Source organism: Paenibacillus sp. FSL R5-0473 (assembly GCF_038004565.1).
GTDB lineage: Bacteria > Bacillota > Bacilli > Paenibacillales > Paenibacillaceae > Paenibacillus > Paenibacillus amylolyticus.
Window position 1 is genome coordinate 5,156,878 of record NZ_JBBORL010000001.1, and the last position, 16,777, is coordinate 5,173,654.

The 16,777-nt window shown below is 48.0% G+C and carries 17 protein-coding genes and 1 riboswitch; of the genes, 6 read left to right on the forward strand and 11 right to left on the reverse strand.

All coding sequences use genetic code 11. The annotated features are described in order from the left end of the window. Positions 1 to 3 precede the first annotated feature (3 nt). The 4 genes from MKY28_RS22555 to MKY28_RS22570 form a co-directional block, all read right to left on the reverse strand. Positions 4 to 564 (reverse strand): VanZ family protein, encoded by a 561-nt coding sequence (locus tag MKY28_RS22555; protein WP_340937074.1) that lies wholly within the window; start codon positions 562 to 564, stop codon positions 4 to 6. Between the two features lie 28 nt (positions 565 to 592). Further along, a complete protein-coding gene (locus MKY28_RS22560; protein ID WP_340937075.1) occupies positions 593 to 1,456 on the reverse strand; it encodes a M15 family metallopeptidase in 864 nt (287 codons plus the stop codon). Between the two features lie 98 nt (positions 1,457 to 1,554). Further along, a complete protein-coding gene (locus tag MKY28_RS22565; protein WP_340937076.1) occupies positions 1,555 to 2,643 on the reverse strand; it encodes a HAMP domain-containing sensor histidine kinase in 1,089 nt (362 codons plus the stop codon). After that, a complete protein-coding gene (locus MKY28_RS22570; protein ID WP_036614121.1) occupies positions 2,636 to 3,331 on the reverse strand; it encodes a response regulator transcription factor in 696 nt (231 codons plus the stop codon). The genes MKY28_RS22565 and MKY28_RS22570 overlap by 8 nt, the downstream gene beginning before the upstream one ends. Positions 3,332 to 3,415: 84 nt before the next feature. On the opposite strand from MKY28_RS22570, the gene MKY28_RS22575 reads away from it, so the two are divergent. The 4 genes from MKY28_RS22575 to MKY28_RS22590 all read left to right on the forward strand — a co-directional run bounded on the left by MKY28_RS22575 (position 3,416) and on the right by MKY28_RS22590 (position 6,765). Then, complete coding sequence (locus MKY28_RS22575; protein ID WP_340937077.1) at positions 3,416 to 4,366, forward strand: helix-turn-helix transcriptional regulator; 951 nt, start codon at positions 3,416 to 3,418, stop codon at positions 4,364 to 4,366. A gap of 73 nt (positions 4,367 to 4,439) precedes the next feature. Beyond that, entirely contained in the window at positions 4,440 to 5,258 is an 819-nt protein-coding gene (locus tag MKY28_RS22580) for a zinc ribbon domain-containing protein (RefSeq protein WP_340937078.1), read from the forward strand. Between the two features lie 466 nt (positions 5,259 to 5,724). Then, positions 5,725 to 5,892: a hypothetical protein gene (locus MKY28_RS22585; RefSeq protein ID WP_155985120.1), complete on the forward strand. Its 168-nt coding sequence runs from the start codon at positions 5,725 to 5,727 to the stop codon at positions 5,890 to 5,892. A gap of 183 nt (positions 5,893 to 6,075) precedes the next feature. Further along, positions 6,076 to 6,765 carry a hypothetical protein gene (locus MKY28_RS22590; protein ID WP_340937079.1) on the forward strand — a complete coding sequence of 230 codons (690 nt, stop codon included), beginning with the start codon at positions 6,076 to 6,078 and terminating at the stop codon, positions 6,763 to 6,765. A gap of 381 nt (positions 6,766 to 7,146) precedes the next feature. Here MKY28_RS22590 and thiC read toward each other — a convergent pair whose 3' ends face one another. Together thiC and MKY28_RS22600 are read right to left on the reverse strand one after the other, a co-directional pair. Continuing rightward, positions 7,147 to 8,931, reverse strand: a complete 1,785-nt coding sequence (gene thiC / locus MKY28_RS22595; protein WP_340938014.1) for a phosphomethylpyrimidine synthase ThiC — start codon at positions 8,929 to 8,931, stop codon at positions 7,147 to 7,149. 417 nt (positions 8,932 to 9,348) lie between these two features. Next, positions 9,349 to 9,462: riboswitch (TPP riboswitch) on the reverse strand. A 149-nt stretch (positions 9,463 to 9,611) separates the two neighbouring features. Then, entirely contained in the window at positions 9,612 to 10,355 is a 744-nt protein-coding gene (locus tag MKY28_RS22600) for an IclR family transcriptional regulator (RefSeq protein WP_017690772.1), read from the reverse strand. 359 nt (positions 10,356 to 10,714) lie between these two features. Between MKY28_RS22600 and MKY28_RS22605 the strand changes: the two genes are divergently transcribed. Further along, entirely contained in the window at positions 10,715 to 11,740 is a 1,026-nt protein-coding gene (locus tag MKY28_RS22605; protein WP_036614129.1) for an alpha/beta hydrolase, read from the forward strand. Positions 11,741 to 11,896: 156 nt separating this feature from the next. Next, the gene (locus MKY28_RS22610) at positions 11,897 to 13,177 is read left to right on the forward strand and encodes a Fe-Mn family superoxide dismutase (protein WP_340937080.1); all 1,281 of its coding nucleotides are present in this window, start codon (positions 11,897 to 11,899) and stop codon (positions 13,175 to 13,177) included. A 147-nt stretch (positions 13,178 to 13,324) separates the two neighbouring features. On the opposite strand, the gene MKY28_RS22615 is transcribed toward MKY28_RS22610, so the two are convergent. The 5 genes from MKY28_RS22615 to MKY28_RS22635 all read right to left on the reverse strand — a co-directional run bounded on the left by MKY28_RS22615 (position 13,325) and on the right by MKY28_RS22635 (position 16,775). Next, the gene (locus MKY28_RS22615) at positions 13,325 to 13,549 is read right to left on the reverse strand and encodes a hypothetical protein (RefSeq protein ID WP_036614132.1); all 225 of its coding nucleotides are present in this window, start codon (positions 13,547 to 13,549) and stop codon (positions 13,325 to 13,327) included. Positions 13,550 to 13,619: 70 nt separating this feature from the next. Next, positions 13,620 to 14,474 (reverse strand): lipoate--protein ligase family protein, encoded by an 855-nt coding sequence (locus tag MKY28_RS22620; RefSeq protein WP_340937081.1) that lies wholly within the window; start codon positions 14,472 to 14,474, stop codon positions 13,620 to 13,622. 189 nt (positions 14,475 to 14,663) lie between these two features. Further along, the gene (gene folE, locus MKY28_RS22625) at positions 14,664 to 15,257 is read right to left on the reverse strand and encodes a GTP cyclohydrolase I FolE (RefSeq protein WP_036614134.1); all 594 of its coding nucleotides are present in this window, start codon (positions 15,255 to 15,257) and stop codon (positions 14,664 to 14,666) included. 57 nt (positions 15,258 to 15,314) lie between these two features. Beyond that, complete coding sequence (locus MKY28_RS22630; protein ID WP_017690778.1) at positions 15,315 to 15,578, reverse strand: YneF family protein; 264 nt, start codon at positions 15,576 to 15,578, stop codon at positions 15,315 to 15,317. A gap of 165 nt (positions 15,579 to 15,743) precedes the next feature. After that, complete coding sequence (locus MKY28_RS22635) at positions 15,744 to 16,775, reverse strand: HD-GYP domain-containing protein (RefSeq protein ID WP_017690779.1); 1,032 nt, start codon at positions 16,773 to 16,775, stop codon at positions 15,744 to 15,746. Positions 16,776 to 16,777: the final 2 nt, after the last annotated feature.

Consider the following 16,777-nt stretch of genomic DNA (forward strand, 5'->3'; position numbering starts at 1 on the left):
TCCTTACACGTGACTTTCCTTAGAATTCAACTTTTTCGTCGTCACGTGGGATTCTCCTCCCACCAACACCTTTTTCAGACCCATAGCCATAGTGAAAACAATATATCCAATCAAGCCGCCGAGTGTATTAAGCATCAGATCATCCACATCGAATATGCCCATGCCAGTCACTAACTGTGTCACTTCATAGCCCAGACTGAGCAGCAGGGACAGCAGGAGCACCTTTACTCCAGAGAATAACTTGTTGCCCGTCAACACAGGGATGAAGATGCCCAGTGGAATAAAGGCCAATATATTGCCTACTAGATGGATTGCGGTACCCGGACGATGCAATGACAGGCTGTTCCAGTCTCGTGAGATTTCCTGAAATGGTGTCAGGTTCACGGTTCGTGTATGGACCAGATCCGGTTGTTGCAAGAACGCCATCAGTCGATCCTTCACGATGCCAAAATCGACCGGGCTTCCTTTAAACAGGATCAGCTTCGTAAGTAGATATACATAGATAATGAAAACGGCAATCCAAAGGATGTAATGTTTGCTTTTCTTCTGGTTGTTGTGCTTCATGCTACTCCTCCTCCTTTGTGTTGCCCTGTTATTTCTTTACGGTGACGATGACGCCATCCATGTTATCACCCGATATTTCAGTTTGGCCTTGCTCAGGTATGTAAACAGTTGTATCTCGGGTGGCCCGATAATAGCGGATATGATACTGCTCTTCCTCTACTTCCACAGTAATGTTCTCTTTCTCTTTAAGCATATCGAGATACTCTTCCAGCACCAGATTATTCTTATACATGACAGCACTGTGCGGCAGCCCTACATATCGAAAGTGCCATGGTTCATACTGAATACCGGTGATGCGCACTTTATCCTTTGGGTAACGTAAAATAAATCCGTATTTCCATGCATTCTTCTCCAGCCAGGCACCCTCTGGTGCTTCATTCATCGCAGCCAAGCTCGAGCCGATATCCAGGGATAACCCAAGATTGTGCTCACTGTGTCCCGCAGGAAGCGCATAGTCTGAACCCTTTTCCCGATATAACTCGTCCTGCTTCGCAAAGTCCCTGTAACCGCTACTGACGAGAAAATATCTGACTCCCTCTTCGCCTGCTACTTCAACCATCCTCTGAAACTCCTGCGCCACCTGTCGTGATAACATGATTTTCTGATCCAGTATCCCATATCCACGAAGCAGATCATCCTCATGTGCCACATATACAATATCGGATTTAACTCCTTCCGGGTGAACGGGGTATTGCTTATCAACTAGTAACAAGTTGCCCTTATGTACCTGATCCTGAATGTTTCCGGTGACGGATACGGTATAACCTGCGGGATTTTCACGCGTATTCTGAATCTCGATGGGCAACTCATCCTTCTGCTGAATCCATCCCGGTGATTGCGTAACAATATATCCGATCAAAATGATACATATCAAAAAGCCCCACTTCTTCATGCTTGTTCCTCCTTTTACCTCATACATCAAGGATAGACAACACAACTTAAAGAAAAAGCAGGGCAATTTTAAAGTTTTTCTTAAATTTGACGTCAACCTTATTGGAAGACGGGCAAACGAACTTCGAATAACGTCCGTACCACGTCGCTCTGGGCCGAAATTGTACCGTCATGCTGCTCCACAATATTGCGAGCGATAAACAGTCCCAGGCCTGTCCCACCCTCCTGAGGGGTCCTGGCACGATCTCCGGTGTAATACATATCGAAGATATGTGGCAATTCCTCCGGACGAATATGTCCACCATAGTTAATCACCTGAATGATGACCTGTTCTGCATCCCGATATCCATTAATATCTACGTACATGCCATCCTTGCCATGCCGTGCGGCGTTAATTAGCAGATTCTCGAACACACGAGCCAGCAGCTCGCCATCACCGGAGACCGTAAGGTCAGTGTCTATTTTTAGTCGGGCGACTAGTTGGTTCTTTTCAAATACAGGATAGAGTTCTTCGTTCATCTGCTTCAGCAGTTCGCTAAGATCCAGCTGTGTCTTGTTTATAGGCAACATGCCATAATTCATACGGGTAATTTCGAACAAATCATCAATCAGCTTCTCCAGGCGCTGTGATTTGGTGAATGCAATCGACGTAAAGTGCCGTACCTGCTCCTCCGTTAACTGATCATCCTTCATGAGCAGATCCAAATATCCAAGCACAGACGTCAGCGGTGTTCGCAGGTCATGCGCCAGATTGACAACAAGCTGGTCCTTACTATTTTCAGCAAAATCCCCTCGTTCTACTGCTTCCTTTAGCTTCTCACTCGCCAGATTCACATCCTCTGCAATCGTACCTAATTCGTCCTTGGATGAGATCTGTACACGATGCTGAAAGTCTCCATTCGCCAAATGACTGATCCCTGTAGAAATATCCTTGAAATACGTCGCGTAGGGCTTGGTAAACCAGAAGAAAAATAGAATGGCGAGTGGGATAAATAAAATCAGGAAGAAATAGATATCCCCGATACTTCTCATAAAATGACGATATTCAGCGAGCTGATCTTCTGCACGGACACCCGAATAATAGGCTTGCATAAGCTTGTAAATCCCATAGGTAATTGCACCAGAGGCAAGCATGCTTAACCCTAGCAACATAATCATGGTTGTACGAAAACTTCTTCGTTTAGTCATTAAACGTGTACCCCACACCCCAGATGGTTTTGATAAACTTGTTCTTGTTCACATCTTCCCCCAGCTTTTTGCGCAGGGTCCGAATATGGACCATCACGGTATTCCCACTCTCGTAATAGGCTTCTCCCCAGACCTGTTCAAAAATGTTCTCAGCACTGAACACCTGCTTGGGGTGGCTCGCGAGCAGATACAGAATGTCAAACTCCTTCGGTGTTAGTTCCACTGGTTTGCCGTAGAGTGTAACGCGATGTTGATCTGGCGTGATAATGAGCCCACCCTTCTCCAGAATGGACCTCTGAACAGGTGCAGACTGGCTGAATTGCAGAGAACGACGCAACTGGGAGTTAACCCGGGCAACAAGCTCCATCGGATTAAACGGTTTGGTCATATAATCGTCCGCGCCCATCACGAGTCCCGTAATTTTGTCCATATCAGACGTTTTGGCACTTAGGAAAATGATCGGTAAATGATGCTGCTCCCGAATTTTACGGGTCACCTCATACCCATCCATGCCAGGCATCATAATGTCCAGAATCGCCAAATCTATCGCTTGGGTCTGAACAGCTTGAACCGCCGCCTTCCCATCAAAGGCCTTAATGGTGTGATATCCTTCTTTTTGTAAATGTAAAGCAACCAGATCAGCGATCTCAACTTCATCGTCTGCGATCAGAATCGTAATTCGCTTCATTGCTTATTCCACTCCTATGTGTGATGCTCAACAATATAACATATTTGAATCCAACAGATAAACCAATGAAAGGAATCCATACATATGAAACTGGAGCGTTTATTAGCCATCGTGGTGTTGCTGATCAATCGTGGACGGGTACAAGCCAAAGACTTGGCAGATATGTTCGAAGTATCAATCCGGACCATCTATCGGGACATCGATACATTGGGTCAAGCAGGCATCCCCGTGGTGACATATCAGGGGGCAAGCGGTGGGATTGGTCTGGCAGAGGGTTACCGTCTGGATCGAAACGTATTAACAGACAAGGACCTCGCCTCCATCGTCACTGCACTGCGCAGTGTATCCACTTCCCATACTAATGCGGCGCGAGAGCTTCTGGTCGAAAAACTCAGCAGTATCGTACCTGAATCCAAAAATGACGATTTTCAGGCCAATACCAATCGATTCATCGTGGATTACTCAACTTGGACGCATCCCGAAGCGCTGAAAATCAAGCTTGAACTTATCGAACAGGGTATGGATCAATTACGCCCCGTAACCTTCACCTACTGCAGTGCGGAAGGTATCCATACTCACCGAACTGCCGACCCTCATACCATAGTACTCAAGAAGCATTCCTGGTATCTGTATGCTTTTTGTCACGAGCGGAATCAATTTCGCATGTTCAAGCTTGTGCGCATGCAAGATGTCACACTTGCTAATGAGCACTTCGAGCGTAAAGTCATCAACCCACAGGACAGACCCTGGCAACAGGAATGGAGTCGTCCGGACAATCAAGCTAGGTTAACCTTGAAATTCCATGCTCGCGTCCGTCATATTGCGGAAGAATGGTTTGGGATCGAGAATGTCATGCCTGATGGGACTGGGTATTACATCAGCCAGGTTGCTTTTCCCGAGGATGGCTGGTTATATGGGTTCATTCTGGGCTTCGGCGCGGACGTTGAAGTATTGGATCCTCAGCATATTCGGGATGAAATCTGCCGTATCGCGGAGCAAATTGTACAAAATTATATACCTCCGACTCAAACCTGACAGACAGCTGTCCAGTTCCTACCCGTATACTTCAGATATATTCAATCTGTACATATATGAGGAGGAACTAATCATGAACGTAACTGTATGTCAAAGCTGCGGAATGCCGCTCACAACCCCTGCCCAATTCGGAACGGAAGCAGATGGAAGCACAACCCGTGAGTACTGTATCTATTGTTACAAAGAGGGCAAGTTTGAGCAGCCCGGTATGTCACTTGAAGGCATGACCGAGATGTGCACTGCCATTCTGAAGGACGAAGGCATGGATGAGGAATCCGCTCGTTCGATGCTGCGTAACCAGCTTCCTTTTTTGAAGCGTTGGCGCACGAATACAACGGATAAGCATGCAGAATCTCTCACTGAAAACTCTACTGCTTCCGCTAATCCTGGTCAGGTAACAACAGATCATTCGTTCTCTGCCCAGCCCGTTCGTTATGTCACGCTCCCTGGCAAACGTATTGCCGGCGTATCCGCCCGCACAACCAACGCCATTGAAATCAGTGGCAAAGGTTGTATTCAGGGACTCTGGAACAATTATTTTGCCTCAGAGCACCTCCCTGCACCTGAAGTTGTTCGCTATGGTTGTTACACTGATTACACCGATGGGATAACCGGAGAATACACCATACTGGTAGGGCATGAGGTCAGTCCGAACGAATCATTGCCTGAAGGATTGGATGACATTCTACTCCCTCCTGCAACTTACGCCGTATTCACTTCCAGAAAAGGACCGATGGCAGAGGTTGTTGGCGAAGCTTGGGGAGCCGTGTGGGCATGGGACAAACAAAGTGATCGTACGTTCACCGGGGATTTTGAATTATATGATGAACGTAGCCTGAATCCCGAAAGTGTACAAGTGGATATATACATCGCTGTTCGCCAAAGTAGATAAAACCAACACGATACCACCTCAGACAGAATCCAAGTTTCCTCGCATCCTTCTTCATATCACGTAAGCTGCCGGGTTCGCTCGGCAGTTTTTTTGTTATATCCGGAACTACATTACCCCCTAAACAACCCGACCATGGTACCAAGTTAGTTAGCATGCTTTGCATCATTTAACCAGATAATATGCCTCATAAGCGGGTACCATTGACTTCCTTAAAATTGGGACTATTCACATAACAACCGATTCGATCCTCCCATATCAAACCTTTCAAATCAGGTCCTTTACTCCTGAATTTTCCTAAAAACGTTTACATCTCCTTAAAACCGGGTAAAATCACTACAATCCAATTGGAATTACGCTTTAAACTCTTTTATTTCGTCTAACAAGTCACATGTACCTATATGCGCACCTGGCATGGTAACCAGTCGAAATACATAATCCAAAAAAACGCATCAAAGGAGGAACCAAGATGATCCGCATGCCTATTCAGCAAATGATCCCGTACCATCACCAATATCCGCGCAACACGGCGACCACTGCTCCTAAAAAGGAGAATGAGAACACTCAAGGTCTATCCTTTCATGAAATTCTACAGCAAAAAATGGCTAAGAAAAATACTTCTCCTTCCCTTAGATAAAAAATGGACACCGGACCGACCCTAGTCGAATCCGGTTATCGACCGTCTTTCCGCAGCTTGGCGGAAGGGCGGTTATTGGCGTTGAGCAATAAACGACTGTACAGTTCTCAGGCATGTTTCTATAATGGTTTAAATATCTAAAAGATCCATGACATATACGAACTGTAAAAGGGGACTTAGCACATGATCACCATTGGTTGTTTTCACGCTCATTATTCCAACATCGCCTTAATTGAAGAGACGCTTGCTCCTTATGAAGTTGAATTGGTCCATTACGTCGATCCAGGTCTGGACCGTCTTAAACATGATGCTGACTTTTCCGAGGTTGTCATTCACGAGAAGGTAGCCCAGACTCTCCAATGGATCGCTGAGTGTCATGCCGATGCCATTCTGGTCACCTGCACCCTGTTTGCGACAGTACTGGAGCAGGAAGCGTCACAGGTCCCTGTGCCTGTGATCGGCATAGATGATCCGTTATTGCAGGAGATGCGGCGAGTACCAGGAGATTACATAATAGCATTCACCAACCCGGCAACCGTTGAAGGAACGATGGCACGGTTGAATCAGGCATTACAGCAAGAGGATGAGAATGAGCAACTACACGTTGCCAAGACATCTCAGACGGAAGCGGTGTGCATCCCTGGGACATTTGAGTTGATTATGCGTGGAGATCAGCAAGGGTATCTCGAAGCGGTACGTGAAGGCTTACAGCAGATTGCTGAGCAGTATCCGGGTAAAACGGTAGTGGCATCCCAGCTGTCTATGGCTCCCGCTGCTGCACAGGTTACAATAGATCGCGGTATTCCAATCCATAGCCCGCTGGCATTGCTTGCGGCGTATTTGGAGAAGAATTTGGGACTGACTCGAGAGTAGATGCTGATTTGGAGTGAAGTAACAAGTTCTATCTGAAACTATGCAACTATGAACTCACTTACTTAGTAACACCACAAATTAACGAGGTGAACTAATATGCGATTCCTCTATATTGTTTTACTGTTTATAGTAGGTTTTTCCTGTTCCGCATTTCTATACGGAGGAGCACCAAAACTCAGTGATGCTCTTTTATTCGTTATCGCAGGAATTCTGTATAAGATATGGACCACACTTAATCACAAAGCTAATTCTGATAAAGGCTGAGTAAGGTTAAGAATACATACATGACATAAAACTAAAAAAAGCCGTTCTTCTCTGCAATGACAGAGAGAAACGGCTTTATCTCTATTTCAGACTGCCCAGCTTGCGCTGTACCGGCGCCTAGGAGCGTGTCCGATATTCCTCGGCCTTTTCCTGCATCCCGGCAGCTACAGCCTCATTCTCGGACAATCCTTTATCAGCGGCAAAGGCACGAATGTCCTGCGTAATGCGCATGCTACAGAACTTTGGTCCGCACATGGAGCAGAAATGAGCTTCCTTGGCCCCTTCTGCTGGCAGCGTCTCGTCATGGTAGGATAATGCCCGTTCCGGGTCCAGTGACAGGTTGAACTGGTCCCGCCAGCGGAACTCAAAGCGTGCCTTGGACAATGCGTCATCGCGGCGTTGAGCACGCGGATGGCCTTTCGCCAGATCGGCGGCATGAGCTGCGATCTTGTAGGCGATGACCCCTTCCCGCACATCATCCTTGTTGGGCAGGCCCAAATGTTCTTTTGGCGTAACATAACAGAGCATGGACGTGCCGAACCAGCCAATCATGGCTGCCCCAATGGCGGACGTGATGTGATCATATCCTGGCGCAATGTCGGTCGTTAGCGGCCCAAGTGTGTAGAACGGTGCTTCTTTACAGATTTCCATCTGCAAGTCCACATTCTCCTTGATTTTATGCATCGGCACGTGACCCGGGCCTTCGATCATCACCTGCACATCATGCTTCCATGCGATCTGCGTCAGTTCCCCAAGCGTAGCCAGTTCCGCCATCTGAGCTTCGTCATTCGCATCGTAGATACTGCCTGGACGAAGTCCATCTCCCAGCGAAAACGCCACATCATACCTTTTCATAATCTCGCAGATTTCTTCAAAATGGGTGTACAAAAAATTCTCCTGATGATGCGCAAGGCACCATGCTGCCATAATGGACCCACCTCGAGACACAATGCCTGTCATCCGCTTGGCGGTCATGGGGATATAACGCAACAGTACACCTGCATGAATCGTAAAGTAGTCCACGCCCTGCTCTGCCTGCTCAATGAGTGTGTCACGGTACAACTCCCAGGTCAGCGCTTCCGCTTCGCCATTCACCTTCTCCAGCGCCTGATACAGCGGTACCGTACCAATCGGCACAGGTGAATTACGGATGATCCATTCCCGGGTGGTATGAATGTTTTTGCCTGTGGACAGATCCATCACCGTATCCGATCCCCATCGTACCGCCCAAGTCATCTTCTCGACCTCTTCCTCGATGGAGGAAGATACGGCAGAGTTACCTATGTTGGCATTGATCTTCACGTGAAAATGACGACCGATCAACATCGGCTCACTCTCCGGGTGATTGATGTTGGATGGCAGAATGGCCCGTCCACTCGCCAGCTCCTGCCGCACAAATTCCGGCTCCACGCCTTCACGAATGGCGGCGAATTCCATCTCAGCCGTAATGACTCCCTGCCTCGCATAATGCATCTGAGTCACGCAGCGTCCTGGCTGTGCTCGCAGCGGTTTGCCACGCAATCCGGGGTACTCTTCAGCGCCAGCTCTCTTCCCTCCGGGCTTCAGTCCGTTATCCTCCGGTTTAACTGTACGGCCTTGGTAAGCTTCGACATCGCCACGCTCTGTGATCCAACGTGTGCGCAGAGCTGGCAGACCTGCACGGATATCGGCGTGAAATGCGGGATCGGTCATCGGGCCGCTCGTATCGTAGACACGCAGCGGTTCGTTATGCTCCACCCCTTGGGGAGTATTCGTGTCATGAAGGGCTATCTCACGTTCCGGTACAGCAATGTCCGGCCGTGAGCCCTGAATGTAGACTTTGCGGCTGCCCGGAAAGGGCTGAACCCGTCCGGCCGCCCCTGTTTCTTTTTCCACCTGCTGATCGTTATGTTCCTGTTCCATCCCTTGTTGTCTCGTTTGATTTCCTGTACTCATGTTCGCTTGTCTCCTCCTCAGTGTTCGTCGCTTGTTTGGTTGGTTTCATCATTAGGTCGCTTACGTACCTGTCCAAATCATGCGCAATGCAGAGAAGAAAGAGCGATCCTACACCAGACCAGGGGAGACACTTTTCATGTACAGTTAACAACAGACGGAGGCTGCCACAAATCATGAATCTATGGTGACTCCTCTCCTTATCCAAGCCCACTTTCGCAGGTTATTGAAAAAGAAGCCCATAAAATCCGCGCTATATCGCCCGTTCCCTGTATATAAAAAAGCCGGTCCCCGAAGGAACCGACTTTTATGTCCATCACCAATAATGCACCTTTACGCAGCTCCTTAACGGAGCCCTACAAGGGTCACATCATGTGGTGGTTGTGGTCATATCGCCGATTACTTCCCTACGCTGGTATGATCCAGATCAGGTGCAAAGGGTCCGGAATCTCTTGCGATTCCGTCTCAGTCCGGACAATTCGGACTCCCCCAGTAACGTTAATAAGTTGCGGCTTACATAAGCCGCCGTTCATATTCAATGAAGCTGGCCCCGTTGAGCCGTCCATTACAGAGTAGCGCAACCGGAACATAAAAACAACCTTTATATTCCAAATGATCAAACTCTATTGGAGAAAAAACTTACCTCAACATCAGGATAACATGAGCCCCATTTGCGTAGCAGCATCCTTCAACACAGGTGCGTATTCATGCAATGTCTCCTGCGAAAGTCGGCTGACAGGTCCTGAGACCGAGAGCGCAGCTGCAATATTGCCTCTGCGATCCATAATCGGTACAGATACCGCGGCAGCTCCCGGCTCACGTTCCTCGTAACTTGTGGCATATCCGTTATCCCGGATATCTCCCATCTGCGCTAAATACACCGCGGGATCAATAAACACCGGCCATTCCGGCCCGTTCATCAGTTCTTCACGATCCTCGTCCGTGGCAAACGCCATCAGGACTTTGCTGGAAGCCCCCACAGACAGCGGGAGTCTAACACCAACGGGAGCAACTCGGCGGATCGCCTGATCACTTTGCACAGCCTGAATTCGAATCCGTTCACTCCCATCACGCAGGTACAGACTAACGGTTTCCCCCAATCGATCTCTCAGTCGCTCCATCGCAGGCAACAGCAGAATAGCGGGATCATCACTGCGGGACATATGAGCTGACAGCTCCCAGATTCGGATGCCAAGTCGGTACTTCTCTGTTGCTGCATCGCGGATCACGAACCCTCGATCCTCCAGCGTAGCCATCAAACGGTGCACTGTACTTTTGTGCAGGCCAATCTGGCTGGCAATTTCGGTGAGTCCCAGATCACTGCGTGTGGTAAAACATAATAATATATCCAGCGCCCGTTCCACAGCCCGGACGGTTAACTTGCGATCTTCCATGGCATAATGCCCTCCTCATGTTTCATCACATGAAACTTGGTTACATAAATTATATGAGAAACGGTCTCATCTGTAAACCAAAAAGAGCCAAAATCAAAATAGGCCAACGTGTAAATTTTTCCTTTTTATAAGACTTAATCCCCTGTAATTTACACACTAAGGTAATGTTACCCATATATCTTAAGAACTATATAACAATTGCGTAACAAATGCCCTCAATCAATTGACTTTGACTATATTGGAACATACGATAAAGATATATTACATTAAGATATCGCTCTGAAGCAGGCTCTGAAATCGACGCAATTCTCTTTACATGTCGTTGTTATCTTCAACTGAACTTCAAAGGAGGGGCATTCATGTATCAATCATCCCAGAGCGAAGCCCCGCTGCAAACAAAAGTGTCCGATCTGCCCTCTTCCCTATCACCGAGGCTGATTCGGTTCAAACATATTATCGTAGCGTTGCTGCTCTCCGTTGTATTTTTTCTACTGTTTTGTTTTATTGCACTGCATGGTTATATCGCATGGGTATTATCCAATCCAACGGTAGCGCCTGTCTTCTCCAATCCGATGCAAGCCAAGAACATGAAGTATGAAGACATCACGTTCCCGGCAGCGGATGGCAGCCGCACGATGCAGGGATGGTATATACCTGCTGACAATGCTGCAAGCAAAACGATTATTTTCAGTCACGGCTATGGTGCCAATCGTGAAGAAACATGGGTACCCATGTATGACCTGGCACATTATGCCCATCAACTTGGGTTTAACGTGGTCATGTTCGATTATGGCTTCGCCTCACAGGTGAACAAAGCTGTAGCCACAGGTGGCAAAGCTGAGTCACAGCAACTGCTCGGTGCGATCCAGTTCGCCAAGCAACGTGGTGCGCAGGAACTGGTTGTCTGGGGCTTCTCGATGGGTGCCGGTACAGCGTTACAAACCGGACTGATTACGAAGGAAGTGGATGCAATGATTCTGGACAGTGCGTTCCTGCTGGAGCCAGATACGCTGTACCACAACATTCACAACCAGATCGATCTGCCACGTCAGCCTACACTGGAGATCATGAAACTGTTGTTCCCTGTTCTGAATGGTACCGGATTACAACAGATTCCATACCAGGAAGTGAAAAAGGAAGATTATCCGTTCCCGATTTTCTTCATCCATGGTACAGAGGACGAGAAGGCGCCTTATCCAATTGCGGAGCAACTCGCCGCCAACCAGACCAATCCGTACTCGGATGTATGGATTGTCCAGGATGCGCATCATGAGTTGATCTTCCGGGAGCATCCAAAGGAATATCTGCGCCGTGTCTCAACTTTCCTCAGTCATGTAACGAAAACAAGCAGTGACGATGTGCAAAACACGAATAATGGAGAATAACCAAATTTCAATCACCGAACTTTTCGTTGATTCCAGAGCCCTCAGGGGCTCTTTTTTTTTCACTCATAGGACAACAAGCTCGGAGAATATACTCTTGGGACGCATGAACAGAGGGTCTGCATGCAATGAATTTCATCTGAAGGAGGTTCAACATAGATGAACTGGTATGAATATGGTCACCTGCTGCCTCTGCGGACATTGGAGGAAATCCGTTTCTGGAAAGAGCAGGAGAAAGAACATACACTCGTCATTCGTGCCCTGGTTCCTGATCTGGAGCCCCCATACGTCAAGCTACTGGAGGAATGGGAGGTTACCTTTGCAAACAGTGAGCGAGTAGCCAATCAGCTTTTAAAACAGCTATTGCCCGCAACCCATCCACCAGCCCCCTACATCGTTCGTTGTATCGATCAACTTGTGGCGGCAGCTCGTAAGCAATCGAGGGAGTTCATCAAACAGCTGTATGTTCTTCTGGAGCAAAGTGCTGCTGTGCAAGCTGTACCGCTTGCCAAAGTACTCATTCTGCATTTTATCCGCGAATCGGAGTATTTTCTGGGCGTTTTGGATACGCTTGGCCAACCGGGCATCTTGCGTGAAACGGATTCGGAGCCATCACTTTTTCTGGAAAATGCGTTGCATACGTCAGAGTCAGGAAGCGTCCATCGCCAAGCTTCAGAAGCTCCAACTTCTCCAGAGGGAAATATAAATGCACCTGCGGCTTCAGCTCAGATCCAATCCGCAACCATTCAAACGCCTTCTACCGGAACAACACAAGCCACACCCAGCTCTACAGCACCTCCTGTAAAAGAAAAGCCGGTTCCCATTGGAGGACACACACTGCCGCCTCTCCCCTATGCGTACAATGCGCTGGAGCCACATATTGATGAGCTGACGATGCGTATCCATCATGATAAACACCATCAATCTTATGTGGACGGACTAAATGTAGCAGAGAAGAAGCTGGCGGAATCGCGAAAAAAGAATAACTTTGAACTCATCAAACATTGGGAACGTGAACTTGCCTTCAACGGGGCAGGCCACTACCTGCATACGATCTTCTGGACAATTATGAACCCTGCTGGCGGCGGCAAACCTTCCGGTATGCTCGCAGAGCAGATCAAGCGAGATTTCGGGAGTTATGAAGCGTTTAAGAATCAATTCACAGAAGCCGCGAACAAGGTGGAAGGCAGTGGCTGGGCGATGCTTGTCTGGAGCCCGAGAGCACATCGTTTGGAGATTTTGCAGGCGGAAAAACACCAGAACCTGTCCCAGTCCGATATCGTACCACTCCTGCCACTGGATGTGTGGGAACATGCCTACTATCTGAAACATCAGAATGAACGCAAAAAGTATATCGAGGATTGGTGGAATGTTGTCCACTGGCCCGCTGTGGCCGAGCGTTACGAAACGGCACGCAAGTTGTTGTGGCCGCCTTATTAAGCTTGGGGTTAGATGGATTAGAGAAAAAAGAGATATCTCCAGCCGAATGACTGAAAGATATCTCTTTTTGGTGTATACAAAAAAGCAAGCCTCCTGTAAAAGAGACTTGCTTGTATTTTGAGAGACTTCCTATTTCTAAATGTTCACTTAAGAAGCACAGCCCTCGCACGCCACATAGTTGTCGCCAACCTGTTTGCTAATGGAGATCAGATCGCCCAGCTTGATATCAGACTCATCTGTAAACTCCAGATCGGCTATACGTGCAACGATCAGTGCAGCAGCCTCTTCCTTGCTTGTTGCCATTTGGCTGAACTCGGATTTTTCGCCTGTTGATACAACCTCATATAAATACGTATATCTCAATGTGTCCATCCTAACACTCTCCTTCCGAAATCACATCATATCATCTCTATTAACCAATTCCAAGCCCTAGTAAAAAGTGTTAATCGTAACGTAGCTTCATCTGCTCAGCTATCAGGCGTACTTCTTCAGAGCCAACGCTAAGCACCCTGCTGGTCTCCGCCTGTGGATAGCGATCGCGCAGTGTTCGAACCAAAGCCGCAGTATATGCCGCAGCTGAAGGTACACCTGCCAATTCTTTCAGACTTGCCATCGTGCCAGGCTGAACATCGGGATATCCTTCACTCGCCCCACCTGCTGCATGCTGATAGAATTGTCGCACATCCACTGCCAATTGATCACCCTGACCGTCCACGATGATAAAAGCCGTAATGATATACGCCTTTGCCTGCCTGCGCTGGGCAATACCACAGAATTTTAGTCCACCTACACTGACATCATAATCTCCCGGGCAAAAAGCACCCTGAACCTCACCAGTTTGCGCCTGATTCGACCACGGCGTTAGCGACTCGGCAATAATCGAAGCCATCTCTCGGAAATCATCATGAATATTGATGGCATGTCCGGGATTAGGCAGAATCAGCGACACATTAACTACCCCTGGATTCAAGGGTACTGCCGCTCCACCGGAAGGCCGAACACAGACCGCCGTCCCTTGGCTTCTAATCTGTTCCATCGCTTCTACAGCCTGTGGCAACCTGCGGTCACGCAGACCCGCTACAAAGGCATCTGGGTGTCTCCATATATGTGCAACAGGTAGATGCCCTGCCCCAACCCGCCTGCACATAACTTCTTCCCAAGCAAAAGCTTCGAGTACACTACTCCCTTGTCGCAAGAGTGGTGTCTCCCAGATTTGCAGACGCAATGTAGCCTGTTGATCTGCCTGTAGTCCCTTTTCCGGCTGAACCGGTTGATCTGAATGGGAAGGTACACTCATTGTTCCATTACCTCCGGCTTCACGAATTCATATGTATCCAGTATATAGGAATGACAACGCATATATAAATAAGCCGGTTCCCAGGGAACACGGCTTATTTATATCATATCCTATGGCTTAGAAACTGCTGCTTCCAAAACCAAAGGAACTTACTCATCCGGCTTGTCCAGCGAGTGGACATACCTGATCTTAATCTTTCATCAAAGACAAGAACTCCGCACGTTGTGCCGGATTCTCACGGAAAGAACCACGTACAGCAGACGTTACCGTCTTGCTTCCCGGTTTCTTCACGCCGCGGGAACACATGCACAAGTGCTCGCCTTCCACAACGACCATAACACCATGAGGTTCAACGGCCTCTGTCAGAATGTCAGCGATCTGTGAAGTAATACGTTCCTGAACTTGAAGGCGACGTGTTACTGCTTCGACCAGACGAGCCATTTTGCTCAGACCAACGATCTTGCCACTTGGTACATACCCAATGTGCACCTTGCCGAAAAACGGCGCCATGTGGTGCTCACACTGACTGTAGTAGACAATATCCTTGACGATAACCAGTTCTTCATGATTCTCGTCAAACGTGACACCGAGCACATCGCGCGGGTCTACTTCATATCCGCCAAAAATTTCTTCATACATTCGGGTCACACGTGCAGGCGTTTCAAGCAGCCCTTCACGTGTACTATCTTCTCCGATCAATTTCAGGATCTGCTCTACATGATACTCGATCTTCTCCCGATTGTCGGATACTTTTGAATTCAAATAATCTTTAACGCCAGCCACTGCCAAACGCCTCCTTTCGAACCACAATAAGGTAAGCAGTTATTCACTTCACTGCTATTATTTTCGGCGGCCCGAACTTTTACGCGCAGGATGCTGTTGCGGCTGAGGCATTTTCGCTCCTGGCTGCTGATTCTTCATCATCTGCTGGGCACGCTGCATTTGCTTGCCATTCAGGTTGTAGCCCATTTGCTTCGCCATTTTCTGAAGCATGTCCGGATTGCTTTGCATTTTCTCAAGTTGTTTACGCAAGTAGAACACCCCGATGAAAAATCCCCCGACCAGACCAACAATCAATGTAATAATCGGTATAACAATATCCATCTCTTAGACACCTCTGTATGCATTCTAAAAAGCCTGATAATCCGTGTCACTTCATGATGTTTGACACACATGTTGCAAACCTGACACAGAGCGGATTTCCTGAAAGTATCATAGCATTTCCGCACGCCTTGAGCAAACGGATTTTCCAGTTGAACCGCACACAAGCTACGTCATGACAGCTTCAATGAAAACGGTTGTATGCTGAGCCAGATCGATTTCAACCACATCCAGAGAATAACGCGTACTTCCGCGTGCCACCCTGATCACAGGTCTGCCGGGCAATCCCCGATGTTGACGCACAATGACTCCAGTCTCTTTGGTGGACAGTCGTACCGCTGTACCATTGGGATACACGGATACACTCTTGTTGAACTCAATCAGAATGTCCCGATCCAGCTTTGTACCAGACAACGCCATCATCTCTTCACAGGCCTCATGTGGCATCAAACTGTCCTTGGATAAACCATTAATGAGATTATCATAGATATTAGCCACACTAACGATTCTCGCAAACAGATGAATGTCACTTCCCTTGATCCCTCTCGGCATGCCTGTACCATCTACATGCTCATGATGTTGCAGGGCTGTATGGGCGACCAACAGACTGAACTCCCGTTTGTTCTTAATCACTTCGAATCCACGCCATGTGTGATGCAGCGAAGAATTTGCAGCAGAGCCACTGCCAGGAGGTTCCCCCACTTTGCCAATATCATGCAATAATGCACCCACAGCAAGGTCCTTCAGTTGATTATAATTGAGTCCCATATTCAGTCCGATGACCGAAGACAACAAACATACATTCATCGCATGAACATACTGTGCATTGTCTTTGGTACGAATATCGGTGAGCTGCACAAGCATTTCACGCCCGTTCAGTACATCATTCAGCAACTTTTCTATACTGAGGGCAACTTTCCTCGGACTCCAGTCTTTCCCGGATCGAATGGATTCGAGTGTGACACTCATTTCGTTAATTATTGCCCGTTTCGTGGTTTCATCCAGAATGTCTTCTGCATCCACATCTTTATACGCTTCATCCTGGATGTATAACATGGTCACGCCAATACGCTTCAGCGTATTGACCATGTATACGGTGAGCTGGACCCCGGCAGACAGCAGTACCGTGCCGTTACTGGAATATACCGTCTTGCCCAGAAGCTCCCCCGCTTCCACGCTCTCCACGTTTACATACTTCATGA

Bases quoted from the DNA above. Each gene is read 5' to 3' on its own strand.
- MKY28_RS22575 (WP_340937077.1), top strand. From the start codon at position 3,416: ATGAAACTGGAGCGTTTATTAGCCATCGTGGTGTTGCTGATCAATCGT.
- MKY28_RS22560 (WP_340937075.1), bottom strand. From the start codon at position 1,456: ATGAAGAAGTGGGGCTTTTTGATATGTATCATTTTGATCGGATATATT.
- MKY28_RS22585 (WP_155985120.1), top strand. From the start codon at position 5,725: ATGATCCGCATGCCTATTCAGCAAATGATCCCGTACCATCACCAATAT.
- thiC (WP_340938014.1), bottom strand. From the start codon at position 8,931: ATGGAACAGGAACATAACGATCAGCAGGTGGAAAAAGAAACAGGGGCG.
- MKY28_RS22555 (WP_340937074.1), bottom strand. From the start codon at position 564: ATGAAGCACAACAACCAGAAGAAAAGCAAACATTACATCCTTTGGATT.
- MKY28_RS22630 (WP_017690778.1), bottom strand. From the start codon at position 15,578: ATGGATATTGTTATACCGATTATTACATTGATTGTTGGTCTGGTCGGG.
- MKY28_RS22590 (WP_340937079.1), top strand. From the start codon at position 6,076: ATGATCACCATTGGTTGTTTTCACGCTCATTATTCCAACATCGCCTTA.
- MKY28_RS22570 (WP_036614121.1), bottom strand. From the start codon at position 3,331: ATGAAGCGAATTACGATTCTGATCGCAGACGATGAAGTTGAGATCGCT.
- MKY28_RS22605 (WP_036614129.1), top strand. From the start codon at position 10,715: ATGTATCAATCATCCCAGAGCGAAGCCCCGCTGCAAACAAAAGTGTCC.
- MKY28_RS22610 (WP_340937080.1), top strand. From the start codon at position 11,897: ATGAACTGGTATGAATATGGTCACCTGCTGCCTCTGCGGACATTGGAG.
- MKY28_RS22600 (WP_017690772.1), bottom strand. From the start codon at position 10,355: ATGGAAGATCGCAAGTTAACCGTCCGGGCTGTGGAACGGGCGCTGGAT.
- MKY28_RS22580 (WP_340937078.1), top strand. From the start codon at position 4,440: ATGAACGTAACTGTATGTCAAAGCTGCGGAATGCCGCTCACAACCCCT.
- MKY28_RS22635 (WP_017690779.1), bottom strand. From the start codon at position 16,775: ATGAAGTATGTAAACGTGGAGAGCGTGGAAGCGGGGGAGCTTCTGGGC.
- MKY28_RS22565 (WP_340937076.1), bottom strand. From the start codon at position 2,643: ATGACTAAACGAAGAAGTTTTCGTACAACCATGATTATGTTGCTAGGG.
- MKY28_RS22620 (WP_340937081.1), bottom strand. From the start codon at position 14,474: ATGAGTGTACCTTCCCATTCAGATCAACCGGTTCAGCCGGAAAAGGGA.
- MKY28_RS22615 (WP_036614132.1), bottom strand. From the start codon at position 13,549: ATGGACACATTGAGATATACGTATTTATATGAGGTTGTATCAACAGGC.